11 protein-coding genes and 1 pseudogene are annotated in these 20,544 nt (G+C 63.8%); 5 read left to right on the top strand and 7 right to left on the bottom strand.

Annotation, left to right across the window (positions count from 1 at the left end):
- The first annotated feature begins 1 nt into the window (after position 1).
- Entirely contained in the window at positions 2-1,789 is a 1,788-nt protein-coding gene (locus ABZW74_RS04270) for a UvrD-helicase domain-containing protein (RefSeq protein ID WP_355274240.1), read from the top strand.
- Positions 1,790-1,792: 3 nt separating this feature from the next.
- Here ABZW74_RS04270 and ABZW74_RS04275 read toward each other — a convergent pair whose 3' ends face one another.
- Positions 1,793-4,108 (bottom strand): DUF262 domain-containing protein, encoded by a 2,316-nt coding sequence (locus ABZW74_RS04275; RefSeq protein WP_355274242.1) that lies wholly within the window; start codon positions 4,106-4,108, stop codon positions 1,793-1,795.
- An 81-nt stretch (positions 4,109-4,189) separates the two neighbouring features.
- Here ABZW74_RS04275 and ABZW74_RS04280 point away from each other — a divergent pair, with 81 nt between their 5' ends.
- Complete coding sequence (locus ABZW74_RS04280) at positions 4,190-7,087, top strand: DEAD/DEAH box helicase family protein (protein ID WP_355274245.1); 2,898 nt, start codon at positions 4,190-4,192, stop codon at positions 7,085-7,087.
- 3 nt (positions 7,088-7,090) lie between these two features.
- Here the strand turns inward: ABZW74_RS04280 and ABZW74_RS04285 are convergent, their stop codons facing one another.
- The 3 genes from ABZW74_RS04285 to ABZW74_RS04295 all read right to left on the bottom strand — a co-directional run bounded on the left by ABZW74_RS04285 (position 7,091) and on the right by ABZW74_RS04295 (position 10,329).
- Positions 7,091-8,206, bottom strand: a complete 1,116-nt coding sequence (locus tag ABZW74_RS04285) for a DNA cytosine methyltransferase (protein ID WP_355274248.1) — start codon at positions 8,204-8,206, stop codon at positions 7,091-7,093.
- 72 nt (positions 8,207-8,278) lie between these two features.
- Positions 8,279-8,782 carry a hypothetical protein gene (locus tag ABZW74_RS04290; protein ID WP_355274251.1) on the bottom strand — a complete coding sequence of 168 codons (504 nt, stop codon included), beginning with the start codon at positions 8,780-8,782 and terminating at the stop codon, positions 8,279-8,281.
- 26 nt (positions 8,783-8,808) lie between these two features.
- Positions 8,809-10,329, bottom strand: a complete 1,521-nt coding sequence (locus ABZW74_RS04295; RefSeq protein ID WP_355274254.1) for a hypothetical protein — start codon at positions 10,327-10,329, stop codon at positions 8,809-8,811.
- A 190-nt stretch (positions 10,330-10,519) separates the two neighbouring features.
- Between ABZW74_RS04295 and ABZW74_RS04300 the strand changes: the two are divergent.
- Together ABZW74_RS04300 and ABZW74_RS04305 are read left to right on the top strand one after the other, a co-directional pair.
- Positions 10,520-12,174: pseudogene (locus ABZW74_RS04300) on the top strand (NERD domain-containing protein/DEAD/DEAH box helicase).
- An 87-nt stretch (positions 12,175-12,261) separates the two neighbouring features.
- Positions 12,262-15,663 (top strand): DEAD/DEAH box helicase, encoded by a 3,402-nt coding sequence (locus ABZW74_RS04305; RefSeq protein ID WP_355274256.1) that lies wholly within the window; start codon positions 12,262-12,264, stop codon positions 15,661-15,663.
- A 335-nt stretch (positions 15,664-15,998) separates the two neighbouring features.
- On the opposite strand, the gene ABZW74_RS04310 is transcribed toward ABZW74_RS04305, so the two are convergent.
- The 3 genes from ABZW74_RS04310 to ABZW74_RS04320 all read right to left on the bottom strand — a co-directional run bounded on the left by ABZW74_RS04310 (position 15,999) and on the right by ABZW74_RS04320 (position 19,707).
- A complete protein-coding gene (locus ABZW74_RS04310; RefSeq protein WP_240856788.1) occupies positions 15,999-16,790 on the bottom strand; it encodes a DUF3883 domain-containing protein in 792 nt (263 codons plus the stop codon).
- A 325-nt stretch (positions 16,791-17,115) separates the two neighbouring features.
- On the bottom strand, positions 17,116-18,120 hold the full coding sequence (locus ABZW74_RS04315; RefSeq protein ID WP_355274260.1) for an ADP-ribosylglycohydrolase family protein: 1,005 nt from the start codon (positions 18,118-18,120) through the stop codon (positions 17,116-17,118).
- A 312-nt stretch (positions 18,121-18,432) separates the two neighbouring features.
- Positions 18,433-19,707 carry a VWA domain-containing protein gene (locus tag ABZW74_RS04320; RefSeq protein WP_355274263.1) on the bottom strand — a complete coding sequence of 425 codons (1,275 nt, stop codon included), beginning with the start codon at positions 19,705-19,707 and terminating at the stop codon, positions 18,433-18,435.
- Between the two features lie 96 nt (positions 19,708-19,803).
- Between ABZW74_RS04320 and ABZW74_RS04325 the strand changes: the two genes are divergently transcribed.
- Positions 19,804-20,508 (top strand): NUDIX hydrolase, encoded by a 705-nt coding sequence (locus ABZW74_RS04325; RefSeq protein WP_355274266.1) that lies wholly within the window; start codon positions 19,804-19,806, stop codon positions 20,506-20,508.
- Positions 20,509-20,544 lie beyond the last annotated feature (36 nt).

Below are 20,544 nucleotides of genomic sequence, written 5' to 3' on the forward strand. Positions count from 1 at the left end.
CGTGCTGAATAGCGAGGTCGAGCTGGACGCTTCCCAACGCGCGGTGGCAGAGGCGGCCAGCGACGCGCGCTTGCTCGTGATCGCCGGGGCGGGTCAGGGCAAGACCGAGGTGGTGGCGTCGCGCATCCAGTTCTTGGTGGATGAAGAGGATCTCTCGGCGTCCACCGAGATCATGGTGCTGAGCTTTTCCCGTGCAGCCGTACAAGCGGTCCGGACACGCCTCGAAGTGCATGACATTGCCCGCACTGACGTCCGGACCTTCGACTCGCTGGCCTCGTACTTGCTGTCGCAGAACGGAAAGGAACCCGTCGGCAGCTTCGACAATCGGGTTCGCCAGGCGACCCAGTTGCTGAACGACAAGTCGAACGATGTGGAGGGGATCGAAGACCTGCAACACCTGGTGCTCGACGAGGTCCAGGATCTGGTCGGCGACCGCGCGGAGATGATCTTGGCATTGCTCCGACGAATGGATGATGCGGCCGGTTTCACCGCACTCGGCGATCCTCTGCAGGGAATCTACGACTTCACTCTCGCCGAGTCGCGGAGCAAGAGGACCTCGACCGACTTCGCGGACTGTCTGGTCGACGTCTTTGGTGCGGAGAAAGTGAGCCTGGCGCGGAATTACCGCGCACGCGGTTTGTTTCCCAATGGAGTGGTCGACCTTGGCAATCAGCTACGTGCGCAGCAAGAGCGGGACGCAGCGGAGACGGTCACTCAGTTCGAAAGGACCTTGCCCCACTCGGGCGTGATCAAGAATTGGGGTTTCCTCGCTGAGCCCGACTCCGGGAGAACAGCGATTCTGTGTGCCACAAACGGCGAGGCGCTTCGAGTATCGCGATTCCTCACCGAGCAGGGAGTCGATCACGTCGTTCGTCGCCAGGCCAGGGAGTTCGGCGCTGCACGCTGGATCGCGGGCGTCTTCGAGGACTTCGCCGGACCGGAGGTCGACAGGGAGAGCGTCCAGTCGGTGATCGAGGCAAAGCTGGCCGCACGTCTTCAGGACGAGGCGTGGTACCTGCTGAAGGGAGCCGAAGGACGCTCTCGCAGCATGTACCAGCTCAACCTGCCCCGAGTGCGCAGTCTCATCACCTCTGGAGCACTGCCCTTGACCTTGACCGAACCCGACGAATCGCGCGTGATCGTGTCGACGATCCATCGGGCAAAGGGCTTGGAGTTCGACAGGGCCTACTTCGTGCATCCCAACAGCCCCATGGGAGATCAGGATGCGTGGCCGGCACTACGTCAGAAGTACGTGGCACTGAGCCGTGCGCGCGACGAAGTGGCCGTACTCGATATCCCCACCGGCTGGATGTGGTTCGACAAGCGCAACGGTCGTCAGCGCGAACGCAAGAAGAGCAAGCAGGGAAAGAAGTACAGCGCGGCAATAGAATTCGGCGCTGGCGATGTCCTGACGGCAAGGCCCGCATCGGATGACAGTGCTCGGGCGCGGGAGATTCAAGAGGTCCTCAAGGTTGCGTCACCGGGAGAGTCGGTGATCGGAACGGTCGAACCAGGTCTTTCGACGGATGACGTTCCGGTATTCGTGCTGCGGACCGATGCCGGGATGGAGTTGGGCGTCACCAACGAGTGGTTTGGGCGCGCCATCGCAGACGAGTTCGGATACCGATTCCGCGACGGTTGGGATGGTGTCGTGATCGACGGTCTTCGGTTGGTCGCCGTGGAAACCGTGGCCGGTGATCCGCACCTGACCGAGGAAGCCGGTCTCGGGTCGTCGGGTATGTGGCTGGTCCCCAGGGTCTTCGGACTGGTGACGCCGCACCTGCCGTGACGCTCAGTCACTTCCCCTGCGTCGAAATCGTTCGCGGACCTGCTCCAGGGTTTCTCCGGTTCGCTCCAGACGCCAATGGCGCCAACCATTCCGGTTGGTGCCGACCAGTTCGGACAAGGCGCCGGAAGGGCTCGCGAACTCGCGGCCACCTACCAATAGTCGGCCTGCCCTACTGATTCGGGCCGCGAACGAGCGCCCCTTACGGGGTTGTTCGTGGTAAACCCTGTCGCCCTCTTCGATGAATCCGGCGAGCATGAGGTCGCCGATGGTCTCCTCATACACCGCTCGGGTGCCTGTCACATCTGGGCTAACCGGTTCGAAGTGCGAGAAAACCGGACTCGATCCGGCCGAGTCGACAGCGGCGGACGACACCTCAGCAGGCATCTTCTCGATGTAAAGAGTTCCCGCTATCTCCCGAAAGGCGTACCCCGTCAGCGGGTCGCCACTCAGTGCCTCCAGAGAGCCGTGGTCGGCGGCAGTGAGGGAAACCCGATCCTCGACACGCGACACCGATCCGACGGGCAGCCCTTCAAAGAACTGCTGAATCTCGGTCCACGCCTCGTCTACCCAATTCAATGTATCCGGCGGGGTCTCTTCATCGATGTCGTCGTCGGGCTCGATGGCCGGCGCGGAATCAGGGTGCGGCCATGTCGCGCAGAATCCCTGTGCGAGGCGGGAGCCACGAACAGTGATCTCGACACCCGAAAGTGATTCGGGCAGTCGAGCATTCAGCGTGAGATCCGAGGCGGACAACAATCCGCGACGTGATTCCCAAGTGGTTGCCTTGGCCAGGTCTCGAGGACGTGAGAACAGGGTCAGGTTGCCCAACGCTCCGCGAAGGGTGTCGTCCACGTCGTCGCCTGAAGTCGCAAGCAAGGCGTACTCCATGGCGCTGAGGCCGGGAATCTCCCCTGTGTCCGACCGGAGCCCTCGCTCGCAGCCGCGCAACACCATGCGCATCCGAGCACGTGTGAGGTTCTTGAATATCGGTGCTGAGATCAGCGCGTCCCGGATCTCGTCATCGGTTGGCCACCGCCCGGATTCCGAGGTGTTGTCAAGCAAGAACTCACGCACTGTCGGTGCGTAGGGTGCAGTGCTGCGCTTCAGAAGCTTGAGCAGATCGAGCAGCATGCGGTTGTAGTTCTTGCTGGTCGACCGCAGCACCGCGCGCCGAACGAGCCACGACTCGATGTACCCGAAGGCGTCGGCGCGATCGGCCTCATCGGCCACGCGATCGAGGTACAGCACAACCGGTGATATGACCGTCGTATCGAGTGTCTCGGCCGTCTCGAGGAGGCGTCCGTGGGCATCGTTCTCACCCGATCGATCGACAATGCCGCGGTAGAGATCGCTGCACTCCGCGATCTCCTGTGTCAGGGCGACAAGATCGTCTCGCGACATCCCAAAGGACATGTCCTTGAAACGGTTGAACAGCCCGGTTGCCAGGACCTCGTCTCCGGTCCGCATCGTGAGGTAGTGGGCGAAGAACGCGTCGACGCGCGTCCTGATCAAGCGGCCTTGCCGAACCTCCTCTTGCCAAAACGGTGTCTCCAGTCGACGCCAATGGTCGTCGAAGATCTGCTCGACGTCGGCGCCGGCGCGTTCCAACTGCTGGAACAGTGAGTTCTTGACGAGGTCGCTGGGCAGCAGCGGGGTACCGCGATCGTTGAGGCTCTCGAAGATCACCTGAGCGTTGTCGTTGGCCGTGAGTTCGATGACGACCAACTGCAAACCGATTCGCAGGGCGTCCACCAGCGATTTGATGGCGGCACGATCGGAGTCGTTCTCGGCCAGCCACGTCAGTGCTTCCTCATAGAAGAACTGGTACGCATCAGCCAGCCGGGAATCTGACTCGTCCTTCGAGGCGGTGTGATCGACGATCGAGGCGAAGACCTCACGGTCCCGGAGCGTCGGCCACACCTTGTACGGCGCGAAGTCTGCTGTCGACAATTGATCTTCGTTTGTGACGAGTTTGTTCAGCGCCTTGATGAAGACGCGCTCAACCTCAGCAGTGGAGAACGCATCCCGGATGGCGCAAAGAGCGATCTGCAGCGTTGTGATGCGCTGCTGTCCATCGATGACCTGCAGCACGCTGATGTCTGCAGAGTCCTTGTCGGTCGAATCGAGGACGACAGCGCCGAGGAAGTGCGGTTCGGACGAGGAGTCGGTCGACATCGAATCCGCCACCGCGACGATGTCAGCCCACAGCGGTTCCCAGTTGCGGACCCGATTCCACACGTACGGTCTTTGGAAGACGGGTACAACCAGGCACTGCTCGCCTTCGAACAATTCGCGGACAAGTTTGCCCTCGGCCTTCATGGCGGTGAACCTCGTCGGTGTGAGTTGATCTAATACTTGGAGATCAACCTAGCGGACGTCAGCGACAGGGGACACGGGACAATGCAGACACTCGGTGATTCGGTTCTTGGTGAGATCACCCGGGTCGGCCCGCTCACTTCCGTTGAACTGGCCGAGCGCCTATCGCAGACGGTGACGGCCGTGCAGAAGGTCCTGCTCGACAACGACCAGGTATTCGTTCAACCACCGGAAGGCGCCGACGAATGGCGAGTCGTCTCGCCGGACGATCTCGCGACGCGACTCGGGATGACCAGGCCGCTTCGTCCTTGGCAGGCGGAGGCATTTCAGAAGTGGTTTGCTGCGGGACGGTCCGGAGTCATCGAGGCCGTCACCGGCGCCGGAAAGACCGATGTTGGAATCGCTGCCATTGCTGAAGCGCGTCGCCGCGGAGTGCCGACGTTGCTCTTGGTCCCTGACCGAGACCTCGTCGATCACTGGCGCAGCATATTGGAGGCGGCGTTTCCCGGAGTCGAGATCGGTGCCCCCGACGGGTCCAAGGCTCTCGCGATCCGCGAACAGATCGTGGTCACGACCGTCGCAGGCCTGGGCAAGCGACACCTCACGGCCTTTCGGGATAGCGGACTACTCGTGGTCGACGAGCTGCAACGTCTCGGTGTCGCCGACTACACGGACGTCGTCTTCCCGCGTCAGGAGATCACCGAGAAGCTTGGGTTGACGGCGTCATACGAATGGTCGAATCCCCAGGCCGAACGCATCCTTCGACCATATTTCGGTGACCTGATCGAGGGCTGCGACTACCGGCGCGCGGTCGACGAATCGATTCTCGGTGAACCTCTGGTGTTGACGGTCGGTGTCAGATTCTCGGTCTCGGAACGGGAGAAGTACGACGAGCTCACTCGGCGAATTGATCGGGCCGAACGCAAGCTCCGCGACACCGGTGTCGATCTCAGCGGCGGTGTGTATGACACTGCTGTTGAGATCGACTCCGGATCACTCGTCGGTGAAATCAGTTTCCTGGCGCGTGAGTACCTGGAGGCAGTCGACGATCGTCGATGGGTGTTGTCTGAGTGCAAGTCCAAGGCGGCCGCAGTTGAGGTCATCGCACGAGGCGTCAAAGATGCCCGACGCACGACGGTCTTCACGGCCTCTCATGAAATGTCCACGGCCATCGCGAAGGCAGCACGGAACTCTGATGTGGTGACCGAAGCCGTTCCAGAGAACGGCGACGTTGCATTCATCCTCGGTCGCTATGCGAGTGGGTCGATCGACTTGCTTGCGACCTCGCGTTTGCTCGACGAGGGCGTGGCCATTCCCACCTCACCCGTAGGCGTGGTGACGGCTGCAGCCCGGACTCGCGCGCAGATGTTGCAGCGCATGGGTCGTGTCGTGCATCCGGCCGATTGGCCTGGTAGAACGGCGATGGTGGTCGTGTATGTGAATGCGACCATCGAGGACCCTGATGTGGGTTCGCGCGCCGAGACCCATCTCGATGAGTTGTTCGCGGTAGCAGTCGAGCGCGATGACCTCGATCCACGCGAGGCTGCGCGCCGGTTGGAGGAGTGGCTCTCGCAGGCACCGTTGCCCGACGAGGTCGACGACGCGGACGACGCCGCAACTGTGGTCGAGCCAGTGGTATGGAATCCGCGCGACGCGATCTTGGACATCTTCGACGAGCACGAGAGCGTTATCACGTGGCGTGAGTTGCGCGGGCTTCTGCCTGATCTAGAGGTTGAACAGGCCTTGATGCAGGGCATCGACAGCATCACTTGGATGAAGGTCGCCGACGAGATCGTTGGCGTAGGTGGCCGGGAGTCGCGGGCCGTAGACGATCGCGTTCTCGCTCTCGACGGGTTGGCGCGGACGTTCTCTGTCATCGGTGCCGAGCCCGCTGAGGCAGCCCGGATTCGCGGCGTCCTTTGTGAACGCGATTCGCTATTTACCTCGGTCTCATTGGATCGCCTGAACGAATTCTGGGTGGCGCTCGGCGGTCACGTGGCCGAGTTCGAATCACACAGCGAAGTGGCAAATGATGAGCCCGATGCGAGTGCGGACAACGAAACGGATGAACCGGGTCAGGCGCCTGAGGCTGTAAGCGATTTGCGCACACCAGAAGTCAAGTCCAATGTGGCACCGGCGCTTCGGGTGGTCATCGATCAGGTTGAATCGCTCGGCTGGACTGCACGCAGGTCCGAGGGGCATTCACCGGGAATACTGGTCATCAGCAATGCGGACGGCAAAAAACGATGGGTGCGCGTGCACAGCGGCGTGGGAGGCAGCTGGCGCATCAGCAAGCAGGATGGAGAGCTCAGGCATACCGCCCCGGAACTCGACGCGGTGGTCTTCCTCGATCGCGGGGAGACCCCACCTGCTTTCTACGTAGCGCCGGTCGGGCCCTACTCGGAACGTGTCAAGCAGGTGGTCGAGGCAGAAACGAAGAGTAACCCCCGCCTTCGGTATGAAGGTTTCTTGAGTATTGAGCCGTGGGTCGTCAAGGATGGACTCAACCGGTGGGATTTGCTGAAACTGTCTGAACACCAGATCGATTCGGTTACTGACGGTGCTGTGGTGTCAGACCGGCACACCGCTACATCGGTGAAAACGGAGCCAGGTCTGGCGGAGGCGGCGACCGAGTCACAGTTGGCCGCCGATACCGTACAAGAGGAAGTGCCGGTGCCGACGACGGCTGGAAAGCACTGGGTAGATGGTGAACTGCGTGTTTTCCTCGAGTACGAGGGTTGCCGCGTGGTCGGCTTCTTTGATCCGAATTCTTCGAAGCTGCGGATTGCGCTTGCGCAGGGCGCAACTGCGCTGGTGGGCAGGGTCTTCCGCAACCCGGCCGTGGCCGCTGGAACGGTGAAGTCGAAGGTCTCGAAGAGAACCGTCTTCGGCGTTGGATTCAACGATTGGGTCGTCGACGAGAACACGCGGGAAACGCTGGCAGGCTATCTGTCCGAAATTCCTTCTGGCGCTTCGGTATAGGGCTTATCGGTCGAGTAGGACCAAGGGCGCATCGTGCGCGTCGAGCGGTCGCATGGAAATGGTGCCGGTCTTGGTGACCTCCCACGAACTCCGGACCGCGGTGTCGAGGTCTTTCATGTTGACGGTTGTCCCGAGTGCTGCCGCAATGATGTGCACTGCGAGCCTTGGAGGTATCGCGTTGCCGATTTGTTGTCCGATATCGTTGCCGGACCACGGGTAGTCGGCGGGGAATGTCTGAAGGCGGCCTGCCTCTTGATGGGTGAACCGGCTGAAGTCATCGTTGGCGAGGTGTAGACGATTGCGCATGATTTTTCCGGTGACGGTTGCCGATGGTTCGTCGGACCTGCGGCGCCCACGGTTGCGCGGATCACCGCCACTTCCGTAGTTGGAGATCACCGTAAAGGCCGACTTCCTGTCGAGCGCATCGGCCATCGAGACCCAGGGCTCGCGATCGGGCTTGGCTTGGCTTGGCATTCCTTTGCGAAAGGCCTGGTGGGTGGTCTCCGGAAGTTTGACATCCTCGTCTTCGAGGCGCGCAATCAGCACAGCACGTCGGCGGGTCTGCGGCACACCGAACTCTTCTGTGCGGACGATATCGTGGTCCACTCCGTATCCGTAGCGCTCGAGAACCACGCGAAATGCGGTCCAGACGGGCAGCACTTGCGGCACTTGCTCTAGCACAATGGCTTCGAAGGGAGCGTCGGCCCTCAAGGCCTCGAGCACCCACCGCATGGGTTCGAGGACCAAACCGGTTCGTTCGTCTTCGAACACCGTGAGGCTGTCTTCCGCGTCGTCGCCGTCGGCCATCCTGGCCACCAACGCAACGATCTCGTCCAGCGACCTTCGCCCGGTGCCGCTACCTGCGACCGTGAATGTCTGACACGGCGGGCCGCCAGTGAGGACTGTTGCTTCCGGGAAATCTGCGGGGCCATGGTCTGTGACATCTCCCTGCACTGTGTGCAGGCCTGCTGCTTCGCGGGTTGCGCAGGCGTTGTCGTCCAGTTCTATGCCCGTCGTGGGGATTCCGAGCCAGGCGGCGCCGACATCCAGGCCGCCCGGGCCGGCGAAGAGGTCGATGATTCGGGGTTGCGGGTCGAACAAATCATCACCCTGTTCCATACCGTCGATAGTAGCCGGCCGTATGCGTCCAGCTGAGGATCTGCTGGGTGTGGTCGCTGACGACGATCAGTATCAGGCGCGCGGCAGTAGGTAGGCGAGCACGTCATCCCAGGTCCGGAAGGAATCTTGCCCGAAGTGGATGTGCTTGCCTTGCTCCCACTTGTCCACGCCGCGTGCCGTTCTGTCGTCGATGATGTAGTCGCCGCGATTGAGGTTCTTGTGGTGCGACAGAATCAGCCGCTTGTAAGCAGGCGAGGTCTCGTCGCGGCCGAGGTGCATCTTGACCCAGAGCAGCTTCTCGGTCCACGCGAGTGGGTTGTCCCACGGTGCCGTCGACAGGATGTACGTGTCGAACTCCTTGGCCAATCGGTGGTATGCCTCGATGGCCCCGGGCATCGGGTCCATCAGCGAAAAGATGCCGGACACGTCGTCGAGGTTGTCCTTGAAGGTCTCCTGCTCGACCTCGCTGAGCCGGTCGATACCGGACTGGAAGTCGACGAGGGTATTGTCCATGTCGATGTAGAGCACCTTCTTCGGTGCCTGGGCTGCGGTTGCACTGTCGTCGCGTTCGGTCATGGTTCTCCTTATCACGGTACGAATCGTCAGCCGATTCGGTTGAACAACGTTCCTTCGATCCCGGAGTCCGTCAGGAACTGCTCCAGCGTCGGGGTGTCGCCGAAACGCTCGGCGATCGTCGTCAGCAGATCGTCGTCGGCGTTGAGCCCGAGTAGCGTGCGCAGCCGAGTGGTCTCCTCTGTCGAGAACGCCTTGGTGAACTCGTACTCGTCGTGTCCGAAGAAGCGCTCGACGCCGCGGCCGACGTCGTGGCCTTCGATGCGCAGCGCTCCGTTGTCGTCGAGTGCGATCACTCGGAACATGGTTCCGTCGCTGTCGTGCCTGTTGGTGAGCACCAGGCTGCGGGGGTGCTGCCGGTGTGTCGGCTGCTGTGGATTCGGGTTCATTTCAACCTTTCTGGTGATCGTGGCCGGACCGCCCAGCACGACGAGGCGCAGCGCCGCGCGAAGCTGTTCGGTGGTGGCGCGCCAGACCTGTTCTTCGTGCCGGCAGGCGGCTGCTTCCTCGGCATCACCGGCGTCCTCGGCTTCGTCGGCGGAGTTGCTCCACTCGATCGACTGCTGCTGGGTGACGCGGATGTAGTCGAGGATCGCGGACTGGTCGTGGTCGCAGATCACCGCGACCTCGTGCGCGCTCAGTGAGGTGCCGTCGTCATCGAGCACGACGAGCGTCTGCAGCGGGTCGGGCAGACTGCCGTCGTCGGGCTCAGAAGGGCTGTCCGCGTGCGTGATCGCCGAGATGACCTCGGGGGCGGAGTCGGTCATGAACTCGAACCAGCGGCCGAGACCGTTGACGAGATTCACCCGATGGAACACGCGTACGTCCAGGGTCATGAACGCCATGACCGAGGTCTCGTGCAGGACCAGCTTCACGCCGGGAAACTGGACCGACTCGGTGGCAACGTATTCCGCAGCTTTCGCCGTGTCGGGCACCTCGTCGACAAGCGTCGTGAACAGCTCCACCGTTGGTTCCTCGCCGAGCACGCGAAGCCACGACGGGGCCGTGTTGGTGGGCAGAGCGATATCACCGTCCTCGTCGGGTTGGATGCGCTGCCCGGCGATGTCGGAGATCACCTCGATGACGCAGCGCAGCAGATGATCTCGTGAATCGGGGACGGTGGCGATGGCGAGCGACGCCTCGCGCGGCATCGGCGCGGCGTCGGCCAGCATTGCGGGATGGACGACCTCCCAGATCTCACGCAGTGTCCACACCGCCAGGTGGGCGAGTTCGTCGACGCGTCGGCGCGAGACCTCGTAGATCAGGCGTCCGTCATTCAGGAGTCGCCAGTTGGCTCCCTGCATCTGCTTCACATGGACCACCCAGAACTCCCGGGTGCTGTGCAGGTCGGACACCTGCACCGTGGCACGCACCCGGTGCGCGCGGGTCACGGTGAAGGTGATGACGCCGTGCGGTCCCTCCGGGAACTCGTCGGACTGTGCGACGGTCAACTCGCTGCCGATCGGCAGGGTGCTGAGACGGTCGGCGAGGTCGTTGCGGAACGCCCGCCAGGCGTCGTCGACGAGGGTGTCGAAATTGAAGCCGGTCATGATGGCTCCTCTCTTTGGGTGATAGCTCCCTGAGTGATCTCACCGGGGCTTCGAGGCTCGTCGCTTGCGCTCCTCGCACCTCAGCCATCGGTTGAGGGCCATCGCTCCTCGTGCCAAGCTGATGGGTCGGGAATCAACTTGCATCCTCAGAATAGGAGGGGGGTACGACAGTTTCGGGCATCATGGCGGCATGGTGCAGACCTACCCCGAGAACCCGCGGTTCGCAGCGTCGAGCGAGGAGAAAGTGTGGAAAATGCTCACCGGGCAGCTACTCGACGAGGACTTCGTCGTTGCCGGTCAGCGCGTCACCGACCACGACAAGGACCATGAGATCGACTTCGTGGTGGCCATCGAGGGCGCGGGGATCGTGTGCGTCGAGGTCAAGGGCGGCGACGTCTGGCACGACGGCGAGTCGTGGTGGCAGGAACGAACTGGGCAGCCTCCCAAGCGGATTGATCCCGTCGAGCAGGTGCGGTTTGGGTGCTACGCGTTGCGGGAGTTCGTCGAATCCGATCCGCGGTGGACGCAGGGTCGGGTGCGGTGGGATCACGTGGTGGTGTTCCCGCACACCGAGTTCGAGCCGGCATTTGCGGTGCCGGACTGTCCGCGGTGGAAGGTGATCGATCGCAACCAGCTTGATCACCTGATGCCGCTGATCAGGAAGGTGCTTCTGGACAAGAGCGGCGACCTGCCCGTTGTCGACGCGGCCGGCATCGAGCAGTTGCGTACGGCGCTGGGCGGTCGGGGTCTGCCGCAGCGCGACGTCGTGGCTCGGGCGTTGGAGAACGAGGATGTCGCGGATTCGCTGACCGAACACCAGGCCGTGGTACTCGGGCCATCCGGAGCCTGCACCGAGTGGAGATCCGCGGCGGTGCGGGGAGCGGTAAGACGTTCCTGGCGGTGGAACAGGCTCGGCGACTGGCGAAGTCGGGCCAACGCGTCGCACTGATCTGCTACTCGCATGGCCTCGCGTCGTACCTGGAGCGGCTCACCGCGACGTGGAAGCGGCAGGAGCGTCCGGCCTATGTGGGCGAGTTTCACGACCTCGGTGTGCAGTGGGGCGCACCGAGCGGGCCCGACGAGCTCGAACGGACCAAGGCGGCGTCGGAGTTCTGGGAGCACGACCTGCCGCGACTGATGCTCGAGAAAGCACTGGAGCTCCCACCGGGGCAGCGGTTCGACGCGATCGTCGTCGATGAGGCGCAGGATTTCGCCGACTCCTGGTGGCGTCCGCTGCTCGCGAGCCTGCGTGACGAGGATGCGAGCGGCATCTACGTGTTCAGCGACGAGGGGCAGCGTGTGTTCGATCGGCAAGGGTCGCCGCCGGTTCCGTTGGTGCCGCTGATCCTCGACCATAATCTGCGTAACACCAAGCAGATCGCCGAAGCATTCAAACCGCTTGTCGGACAGCGTATGCAATTGCGTGGCGGTGATGGCGCGGAGGTGCGGTTCGTGCCGTGCGCCCCCGACGACGCGTTGGGAATGGCCGACGATCAGGTCGAGGCGCTGATGGAGGAGGGCTGGCGGGCCGAGGACATCGCGTTGCTGACGACCGGGAGCCGCCACCCCGAGCAGGTGGAGCGGCAGAGCGAGGGCAACAAGTCGTACTGGGCGACGTTCTGGGATACCGAGCAGGTGTTCTACGGGCACGTCCTTGGTTTCAAGGGGCTCGAACGACGCGTCGTGGTGCTGGCGCTCAACGAGTCGAAACCGCGTGATCGGTCGCGGGAACGCCTTTATGTGGGGCTGTCGCGAGCGCGGGATCAGCTCGTCGTGTGCGGCGACCCGGAGTTCGTGCGGGAGGTCGGCGGAGGGGAAGTGGTGAGGCGGTTGGGGATGGTGTGACGCACGAGGTCAGAGGCAATTTCGGTCGCTGCGACACCCCCGTGTGCAGTCTGTCTCCGGCCGTCACGCGCAGTATTCTCGACCATCGTGACCACCCCTTCGCTCACCGTCAGTGTCGCCGAGTTGGGCAGGAGATTCACGTCCAACACCATCGCGAACGGGCGGGCGTCTTCGGGTGGGCGGAGCGTGCAGGACCATGAGTGGTCGGAAGACGGCTTGACGCTGACCGGCACAGTCTCGGGCGATAAAGGCTTTCATCACAGCTACCGTCAACACATCCGTTTTCGTGGCGAACCCGCGGTCGCGAGCATCAGTCACACGGTGTGCACCTGCCCTGCACGCACCGACTGCAAGCATGTGGTTGCGTTGTTGCTGGCGGCGAGCAGAGCGACCGCAGCACCTGCACCTGCTCCTGCGCCTGCGCTGCCAGGCATCGTCGCGCCAACTCGGTCCACGACAGTGACACCGCTACCCCGGACGTGGCGGTCGGCGGTCAGAGACATCGTCGGCGGTTCTTCGGCGTCGACGAACTCGGGAGGGAAACCGTTGGCGCTGGCGGTCGGGCGGACCACCCCGACCCGCCACGGGGACGGTGTGCTGACCCTGCGCCCAATGACAGTCGGCGCGCGCGGCAATTGGATCAAGACCGGTGCCACGTGGCGCGACGTCGTGTCGCCCTACGCCGCCGGGCTCGACCCCAACCAGCAGGCCTCCTTGCGCGCAATGTATCGCGTGCTGGCCGGTGGAGCCTACGGATACTCGTCCACCGACGACACCGTGTCGCTGGCCGCCCCGCCGCGCGCGTTGTGGCGACTACTCACCGACGTCGCCGCCGACGGCGTCGAACTGATCGCCGAACCGTCGCTGCGCGTGAACGAGATCCGGGTTGGTCGGGCGTCGCTGGGTTATGCGATCACCGCACATCCCGACGGTGCCCAGCTGTTCGGGGAACTCGTCATCGACGGCGAGGTGATCGACGCCGCCGAAGTCGACACCATCGGCTTGCCTGACCCGCACGGGGTGTGGCGCATCGCCGATGGGGTGCTGACTCTTGCGCCGCTCGAGCAGGCCGTGACAGCACGCGAGTTCGAGGCGCTGCAAGAGGGTTCGGAGATCGTCATCCCGTCGGCCGACCTCGCCGAGTTCAGTCTCGACGTGCTGCCCAATCTTTCGCAGCGTCGCGCTGTGACAGTCGCCGACGGTGTGCTTACGCCACCGAAAGTTGAAGGCCCCGAAGCGGTTTTGACTGTCACCGACTCCGAGAATGGTGCTCGCTACTCCTGGAGCGTCGGCTATCGGGTCAACGACGCCAACGTCGTGTTCGACCCATCCCAGCCCATCGGTGCCACGGCCTACCGCGACGAGGCCGCCGAAGAGGAACTGTGGACGCGCATCACACCCGACATGCAGACGGTGGCATTCCTGAACTCCCACTGGACGTATCACACGATCCTGCGGCTGGTCACCGAAGCTCGGCGTGCCCCCACCCAGGATGCGATCGACGCCATCGAACGCCTCGACGCAGCTGCCTCGCACTTCGATGCGGTGGCCGAGGCGTCGGTGACGATGCTGCGTCACCCGATGACCTTGACGCTGCCGGAACTGGCCGTGCTCTGCGGTGAAGTGATTCCGGCAATGCGCGAGCAGCCCGACATCCGCGTCGACTACCGGTGCGCCGACGAGTACCGTCCAGCGGCGCATCAGCCCGAGATCGCCTTCAGCGCCGACGACCAGCCGGGCAACGACTGGTTTGGTCTCGAGGTCACCGTCACCGTCGGCGAACTGGCACTCCCGATCGCGGACGTGATCGCCCAATTGGCCACCGGGGCAACACACATGCTGTTGCCGGACAATGAGTACATCGCGCTCGACACTCCCGAGCTGCTGCGGCTTACCGGGTTGCTCGTCGAGGCTCGAACGCTTGGCGAGATTGACGCCGACCGCGTCAGCACGCGCAGCCTCAACGCCACATTCTGGGAGGAACTGCTCGCGCTGGGCGTCGTCGACAAACAACTCGAGCAGTGGCGTCAACGGATGGCACGGTTGGCGAAAGCCAGGCCACCCCGACCGGTGAAGCCGTCTCCACTACTGAAGGCCGACCTGCGGCAGTATCAGCAAGACGGCCTGAACTGGCTGTCGTTCCTATGGAAGAACGAGCTTGGCGGTGTCCTCGCCGACGACATGGGGTTGGGCAAGACAGTGCAGACCCTCGCGTTGGTGGCCCGTGCCGTCGATGCGGACAAGGGCGCTCGGTTCCTGGTGGTCGCACCCACGAGCGTGGTGCCCAACTGGGTCGCCGAGTGTCGTAAGTTCGTTCCCGGGCTGAAGGTTTCGGCGGTCACGGCGACGGGCAAGCGCAGCGAGATCCCGTTCGACGAGCAGGTCGACGGCGCGCACATCGTCGTCACGTCGTACACCTTGCTGCGATTAGGGTTCGACGACTTCGACCGATTCCAGTGGAACGGTGTCATCTTCGACGAAGCGCAGTTCATCAAGAACCACACCGGCAAGACGCACCAGTGCGCGCGCCGGATCGAGGCGCCGTTCAAGTTGGCCATCACCGGCACGCCCATGGAGAACAACCTGATGGAGTTGTGGTCGCTCCTGTCGGTGACCGCGCCCGGCCTGTTCCCGTCGCCGACCACCTTCACCAACTACTTCCGCAAACCCATCGAATCCGGTTCGGCACCTGAGCGTCTCGACACGCTGCGGCGTCGGATCAAGCCGCTCATGTTGCGTCGCACCAAGGACCAGGTTGCCATCGACCTGCCGCCCAAGCAGGAGCAGGCGATGGTGCTGGATCTGTCGTCGAAGCACCGCAAGATCTACGACACCCGCCTCGCGCGGGAACGCCAGAAGGTGCTCGGACTGCTCGGCGACTGGGAGAAGAACCGCTTCCAGGTGTTCCGCTCGCTGAGCATGCTGCGCCAGCTGAGTTTGCATGCCGCGCTGGTCGATTCGTCACACAACGCGGTGAACTCGGCCAAGGTCGACTACCTGTCGGAGCAGTTGCCGGCGTTGGTCGACGAGGGACACAGCGCGCTCGTGTTCAGCCAGTTCACCCGTTTCCTCGACATCGTGCGCGCCCACCTCGACGAGGCGGGTATCACCTACAGCTACCTCGACGGCTCGATGTCGGCGAAGCAGCGCGATAAAGCTGTGCGGCAGTTCACCTCCGGCGTCAACCAGGTCTTCCTGATCAGCCTCAAAGCCGGCGGGTTCGGGCTCAACCTGACCGAGGCCGACTACTGCTTCGTGTGCGACCCCTGGTGGAACCCGGCCGCCGAAGCGCAGGCCGTCGACCGTGCCCACCGCATCGGACAGCAGCGTCCCGTCAACGTGTACCGACTGGTGTCGGCGGACACCATCGAAGAACGCGTCGTGCGACTCCAGGAACGCAAGCGAGCCCTGTTCGACGCGGTCGTGGATGACGGGGAGCTATTCGGAACCGCGTTGAGCGCGGCGGATATTCGGGAGATGTTGGCGTAGGGAGCCAGATAGCGACCAGCACCGATATCGCCTGCAAGCAATATCGTTTCGAAGTAATGTTTGTTTCATGCGTGGAAACGAGCGACTCGCGGAGATGCTGGCTGACCCCGAAACCGCGCAGCGAGTGGGTGTCATCCGCGCCGAGATGGCGCAGGCCGACCGCGCTCACGCGAGTCTCCCCACGGAATCCGACGATAGCGAGGGGCAAGAGTAACTTGCCCCGGACTGGAGTGGCTAAGCAGTCCTTGGAGCCGACATCTGCGGCGGAGCCGCCGCGATGGCGAGGTCCGCGAGCACCGATAGGCGGCGGACAGGCACGAAACCGAGCAGGAGTTCTACGGAGTTGTCCAGTCGAAGGTCTTCGCCGTCAGCTCCTCGTACCGGGGTTCAAACGGCATCACCCGGAAGTCGCCAGAAAGCTCATCGACGTCGTCGCCGTCGAACGTGATGCCGGACCAGATCCCGATGACGCACCGGCCAGGATTGTTCCGAGCATGGTCGACCTCACCCTTCGTGACGATCACCGTCGCCCCGTTCGACTGTGTGCCCTTGGCCTCGAGGTAGCAGACCTCGCGCCCACGGGTGGCTTTGGCGTCGTACGGATGCGTCAGATGGGTGTCTTCAACTGTCCAGCCTTCTGACTCGAAGTGTGCCATCAGGCGATTCTGGGCTGCCATCTCGATCTTGATTCGTATCGCGGTGAGGGTCTGGTGTCCCTGGCCGCCTCCCGGCGCGGCAGGTGGCAGTGTCTGGGCGATGTGCTCAGACCACAGCTGATCGACGCCCGCGGACACTTCTGGGCGCACTTGGGTGCCGCTGCTTTGTGGCCTCCAATTCTGCCCTGGGAATGCCGCTTTCAGATCCTCGATGTCGAGTCGATCCTCTGTTGCGACGATGCGATCCCACTCGACGTCAATGTAGTTCGCGGTCTTGGAGCTGTCGGCCCAGTGCTGGTCGGACTCGATGTGTGAGATCGCGATCCCGCTACCGACGATTCCACGACCGGCGGTCCCCTGACGAAGCAGGTAAACGCGGTCGCCGGGCTCGATACCTTGGCGCCGCCCACCAGTGGACCAACTCTCAGTCCACGGGACACCCGACGCGGTTGAGACTATCGCCTCGGCCATACCTTCATCGGAGGTGCGGGCCGGATTCCACGTAAGGAGGAATGCTGATGGGGGTATCCACATGTCTCGCGTGTCTTTGGGCATCTCGGGTGCGGTCGCCGCCATCGTGCGGGTCTCCAATCAGACGCGTTGGTAGTGCTTAAGGTCAGCAGCTGAGCCACGACGCCGAGTTCGCATCCGTACCGTCTTCATCTATCCAGACTGATCGTCGGAACTGGCCAGAGTCGGTGCCGTCACCAGGCCGCTTTGAGCGGGGTGATTCGATTTCCACGGCTGTGGTGGGTGTCAACTGTCATGTTCTTGATCGCCAACCTCGATTGCGGCGTTACTGCTCGATGATGTGCCGAACTTGAGCGGCGAGCGCGACGAGATCCTGGTGGTCACTCGGTCGATCTCCTCGTGTGGGCCAGCCGTTGACGTCGCTGCGCCAGCTTGCGGGAATCGCCTCCGCGCCCCACCGACCACCGAGAAGTCCGCCGGCGATGGCTGCAACCGTGTCGGTGTCGTGGCCGATGCGGATCGCGTTGTGCAGCGAGTGCTGGAAGTGTTCTGAGGGCGTGTCGGCGGGTACGGGTGTCTGCATGATGGCGGCAGCCGCAGCCTGTAGTGCGGAGACGGTAAAGCCGTTGGGATTGAACGACTTCGGGTCGTCGGTGGCGGCGGCGTCGAGCCATCGTGACCATTGAGCGGCGCGCTCGGTGGGTAGGAGGTCGAGACCGGCGCGGATGTCGAAGCGGCCGTCGAGCACGGCGATGCGGATGGCCTCACACCAGACCACGCAGGAGTCGCCCGCAAGTGGGTCGGCGTGCGTCAGCGAGGCGACGGCACGTGCGGCCTCGGCGAGGTGGTCGCGTTTGTCGAGGTGAGCGAGTGCAACCGGGGCGGTGCGCATGAGTGCGCCGTTGCCGGCGGATCGCGGGCGGTGGTCCGCGTACTTCTGAGACTCCTCGCGCATGATGCGGCCGAGGCCTTGCTCGCCTGTGCGCAAACGATCGCGTGTGGCGTGCAGGACGTGGCTGGTTTGCACACCGATGTCGGGCGGACCGTCGTCGAGCCAGCGCAGGCAGTTCCCTGCGATGGCGTCGAGTGCGTCGTCGGTGGTGAGGTCCGCGCCGGTGGCAGCGACCTCGGCGATGGCGACGGCCATCGAGGTGTCGTCGCTCCACTCGCCGGGAGCGAAGTTGCCCAGTCCGCCGCCGAGCATCTGGGCCTCCTCGCCGGCGCGGAGGACGATGCGATCGAACTCGTAGGGAACGCCGAGAGCGTCACCGACGGCGGTGCCGAGGAGAACGCCTGCGGCGCGGTCGAAATGGGTGGGGGAGAGGTGCAATGTGGTGGCCCTTCTTTGGGTGCCTGCGTGAGTGGTCTCGACACGACGCCTCGCCCAGGGGCTCGGTGTCGGCTCGACCAGCGGGGTGGGGCTCGGTGTCGGCTCGACCAGCGGTGGATGGCTGAGCCTCGAGGGTTTGGGACGTCGTGTCGCCAGCCCTTCGAGGCTCGCAAGCTCGCACCTCAGGGAGCGGTAGGGGCGGGATCGCGCTTGTCGCACCTCAGGGAGCGGGGGAGCGGTGTGCGTTCGTGGCGCCCATTGATCGGTGAGGTGTGGGCTCGCAAGCTCGCACCTCGGATCGCGGTGGGGAAGTCAACTCCGCCGCCGACCACGCTTGCGGTTCTGTTCGTGGTACGAGTGATACGCCATCTTGGACATCACGTTTGCCCCGGCCTCGTGGGCCATCGCGCGCATTCGACGGATCTCCTTGCGTTCGTCGGCGATCGGGCCTGCGACGGCGTCGGGAGCGATGGCGCAAGCGTGATCGATCCGGAGGACCGACTGAGTGAGCCATTCGTTACCGGCGTCGACGTCACCGGACTCGTACGCCTTCGCTGCCTTGTTCTTGTGGTCCTGGGCCTCTTGGAAGAGTCTCTCCGACTCGACCGTTGGGTCGGGCACGCGGCCGGTGGCCTCGTCGCCGGGAACCACGTTGACCATGACGGGCACGGTGACGGTGTGCTCGACGAGGTCGGGCATCTCGACGTACTGCAATTCGAGACGGGCGATCTGAGTGAGACCGAGCGCAGACAGGCGGTCGATGCCGAGTCGCAGCAACAGCTTTCGCTGCTCGTCGGCGTACAGGTCGCCGAGCTCGATCATCACCTGACCGTCGCCGATCTGGTTGGCGGGCAGATCGTTGTAGAGTTGCAGCGACTGCACCTGCGGTTCGTAGTGCACCGTGACGCTCACGGCTTGCGCCACCTTCGACAGCAGGCCGTCGACCTCACCGGCGATCGCAGCGCTCGCCGCGTCGGGATTGTCGGCGAACACGTGGTTGCCGTTGCCGGCGCGCGCCATCGCCGAGAGCATCGTCTCGTCGTAGCGGCGGCCGTAGCCCAGCGTCGACGTGACGATCGCATCGCCCGCGGATTGTGCTGTCACGTCGGCCATCTGGTCGGCGTCGCGGATGCCGGCGTTGACGTGGCCGTCGCTGATGACGAGCACGGTACCGCCGCGGATGTCGGCGTCTCCGGTGGCGCGCCGCAGTTCGCGCAGGCCGCGCAGGTAGCCCGACGACAGGTCGGTCGACCCGCCAGGATAGACCGCCTTGATGCGCTCGATGGCGTCGGCCTTGTCGGCCAGGGGAGCGGCCGGGATCACCACTTGTGCCTCGTTGTCGAAGGTGACGAGGCCGAAAACGTCGGTGGGGTCGAGGCGCTGCACCAGGGCGATGAGCGCCTGCTTGGCTCCGTCGATGGGCGCGCCTTGCATCGAACCGGAGCGGTCGAGCACGACCTGTAGCGCGGTCGCGGCGCGGTCTGTGGTCGAAGGGCCTGCGGGAGCCTCGATCTCGAGGAGCACATTCACTTCGTCGGCGGCCTCGTGAGCCACCACATTGACATCCAGAGCGGCGGAGAACTTCATCGCTCTACTCCCTTCTCCGCCTCGGCGTCGGGCCGAAGCGACTTTGCGTGAAAATGAGATTACTACTTTGCGCAGACTTTCGCATAGTCTTTGTCCATGGCGTCTGCGAAGAGCGCTCGTTTGAACGACTACCCGCGGCCGAATGTCGCCGTCGACATCGCCGTGCTGACCGTCATCGATGGCCGCGTGCACGTGGTGGTGCAGCAGTCCGACGATGGGCCGGCCTTGCCGGGGCGGTTCATCCGTGAGCGGCGAACCGTCGGCGAGACGGTGCGGGAAGTGCTCGAACTCAAGCTCGGGCTCTCGCCCGACCACGTTCACCCGCACCTGCTGGAGGTGTTCAGTGAACCTGACCGAGATCCGCGAGGGTGGACGATCTCGATCGCGCATTCCGTGGCACTGCCGTCCGACGAGCTCCACCACGTGGCCGGTGAGCTGCAACCGCTCACCGAGGAGGGACGGTTGGAGTCAGGTGAGCGGTTGCTCTACGACCATGACCTCATAGTGGCAGCAGCCGCCGACAGTTTTCGTCGGCGCTACGAGGACCGGCCCGACCCGGACGGGTTGCTGCGTCCGCCATACACGCTCACCGACCTGCGTGAGCTGCATGAAGCCGTGCTCGGGCGGCGACTCATGCGCGACTCGTTCAACCGTCGCGTCGAGCCGCTGCTGGCGCCATTGGCGGATCCGACGGGCAAACCGCAGACACGCGTCGGGGGTGGTCGGCCGGCGCGGTTGTTCACCCCGAGCGGACCGCCGACGGCGACATTCGGGTGGCGGTTGCCGAGTGCGGAGGAGTAGGTGGGTCGCGATCCCACGTGTGTCGCGGAGCGTGCG

The organism is Gordonia sp. NPDC003585 (genome assembly GCF_040610755.1).
GTDB lineage: Bacteria > Actinomycetota > Actinomycetes > Mycobacteriales > Mycobacteriaceae > Gordonia.

Excerpts from the sequence above, each read along its gene's own strand:
- ABZW74_RS04295 (WP_355274254.1), bottom strand. The coding sequence starts at position 10,329 with ATGACCGGCTTCAATTTCGACACCCTCGTCGACGACGCCTGGCGGGCG.
- ABZW74_RS04290 (WP_355274251.1), bottom strand. The coding sequence starts at position 8,782 with ATGACCGAACGCGACGACAGTGCAACCGCAGCCCAGGCACCGAAGAAG.
- ABZW74_RS04285 (WP_355274248.1), bottom strand. The coding sequence starts at position 8,206 with ATGGAACAGGGTGATGATTTGTTCGACCCGCAACCCCGAATCATCGAC.
- ABZW74_RS04280 (WP_355274245.1), top strand. The coding sequence starts at position 4,190 with ATGCAGACACTCGGTGATTCGGTTCTTGGTGAGATCACCCGGGTCGGC.
- ABZW74_RS04310 (WP_240856788.1), bottom strand. The coding sequence starts at position 16,790 with ATGGCCGAGGCGATAGTCTCAACCGCGTCGGGTGTCCCGTGGACTGAG.
- ABZW74_RS04275 (WP_355274242.1), bottom strand. The coding sequence starts at position 4,108 with ATGAAGGCCGAGGGCAAACTTGTCCGCGAATTGTTCGAAGGCGAGCAG.
- ABZW74_RS04325 (WP_355274266.1), top strand. The coding sequence starts at position 19,804 with ATGGCGTCTGCGAAGAGCGCTCGTTTGAACGACTACCCGCGGCCGAAT.
- ABZW74_RS04320 (WP_355274263.1), bottom strand. The coding sequence starts at position 19,707 with ATGAAGTTCTCCGCCGCTCTGGATGTCAATGTGGTGGCTCACGAGGCC.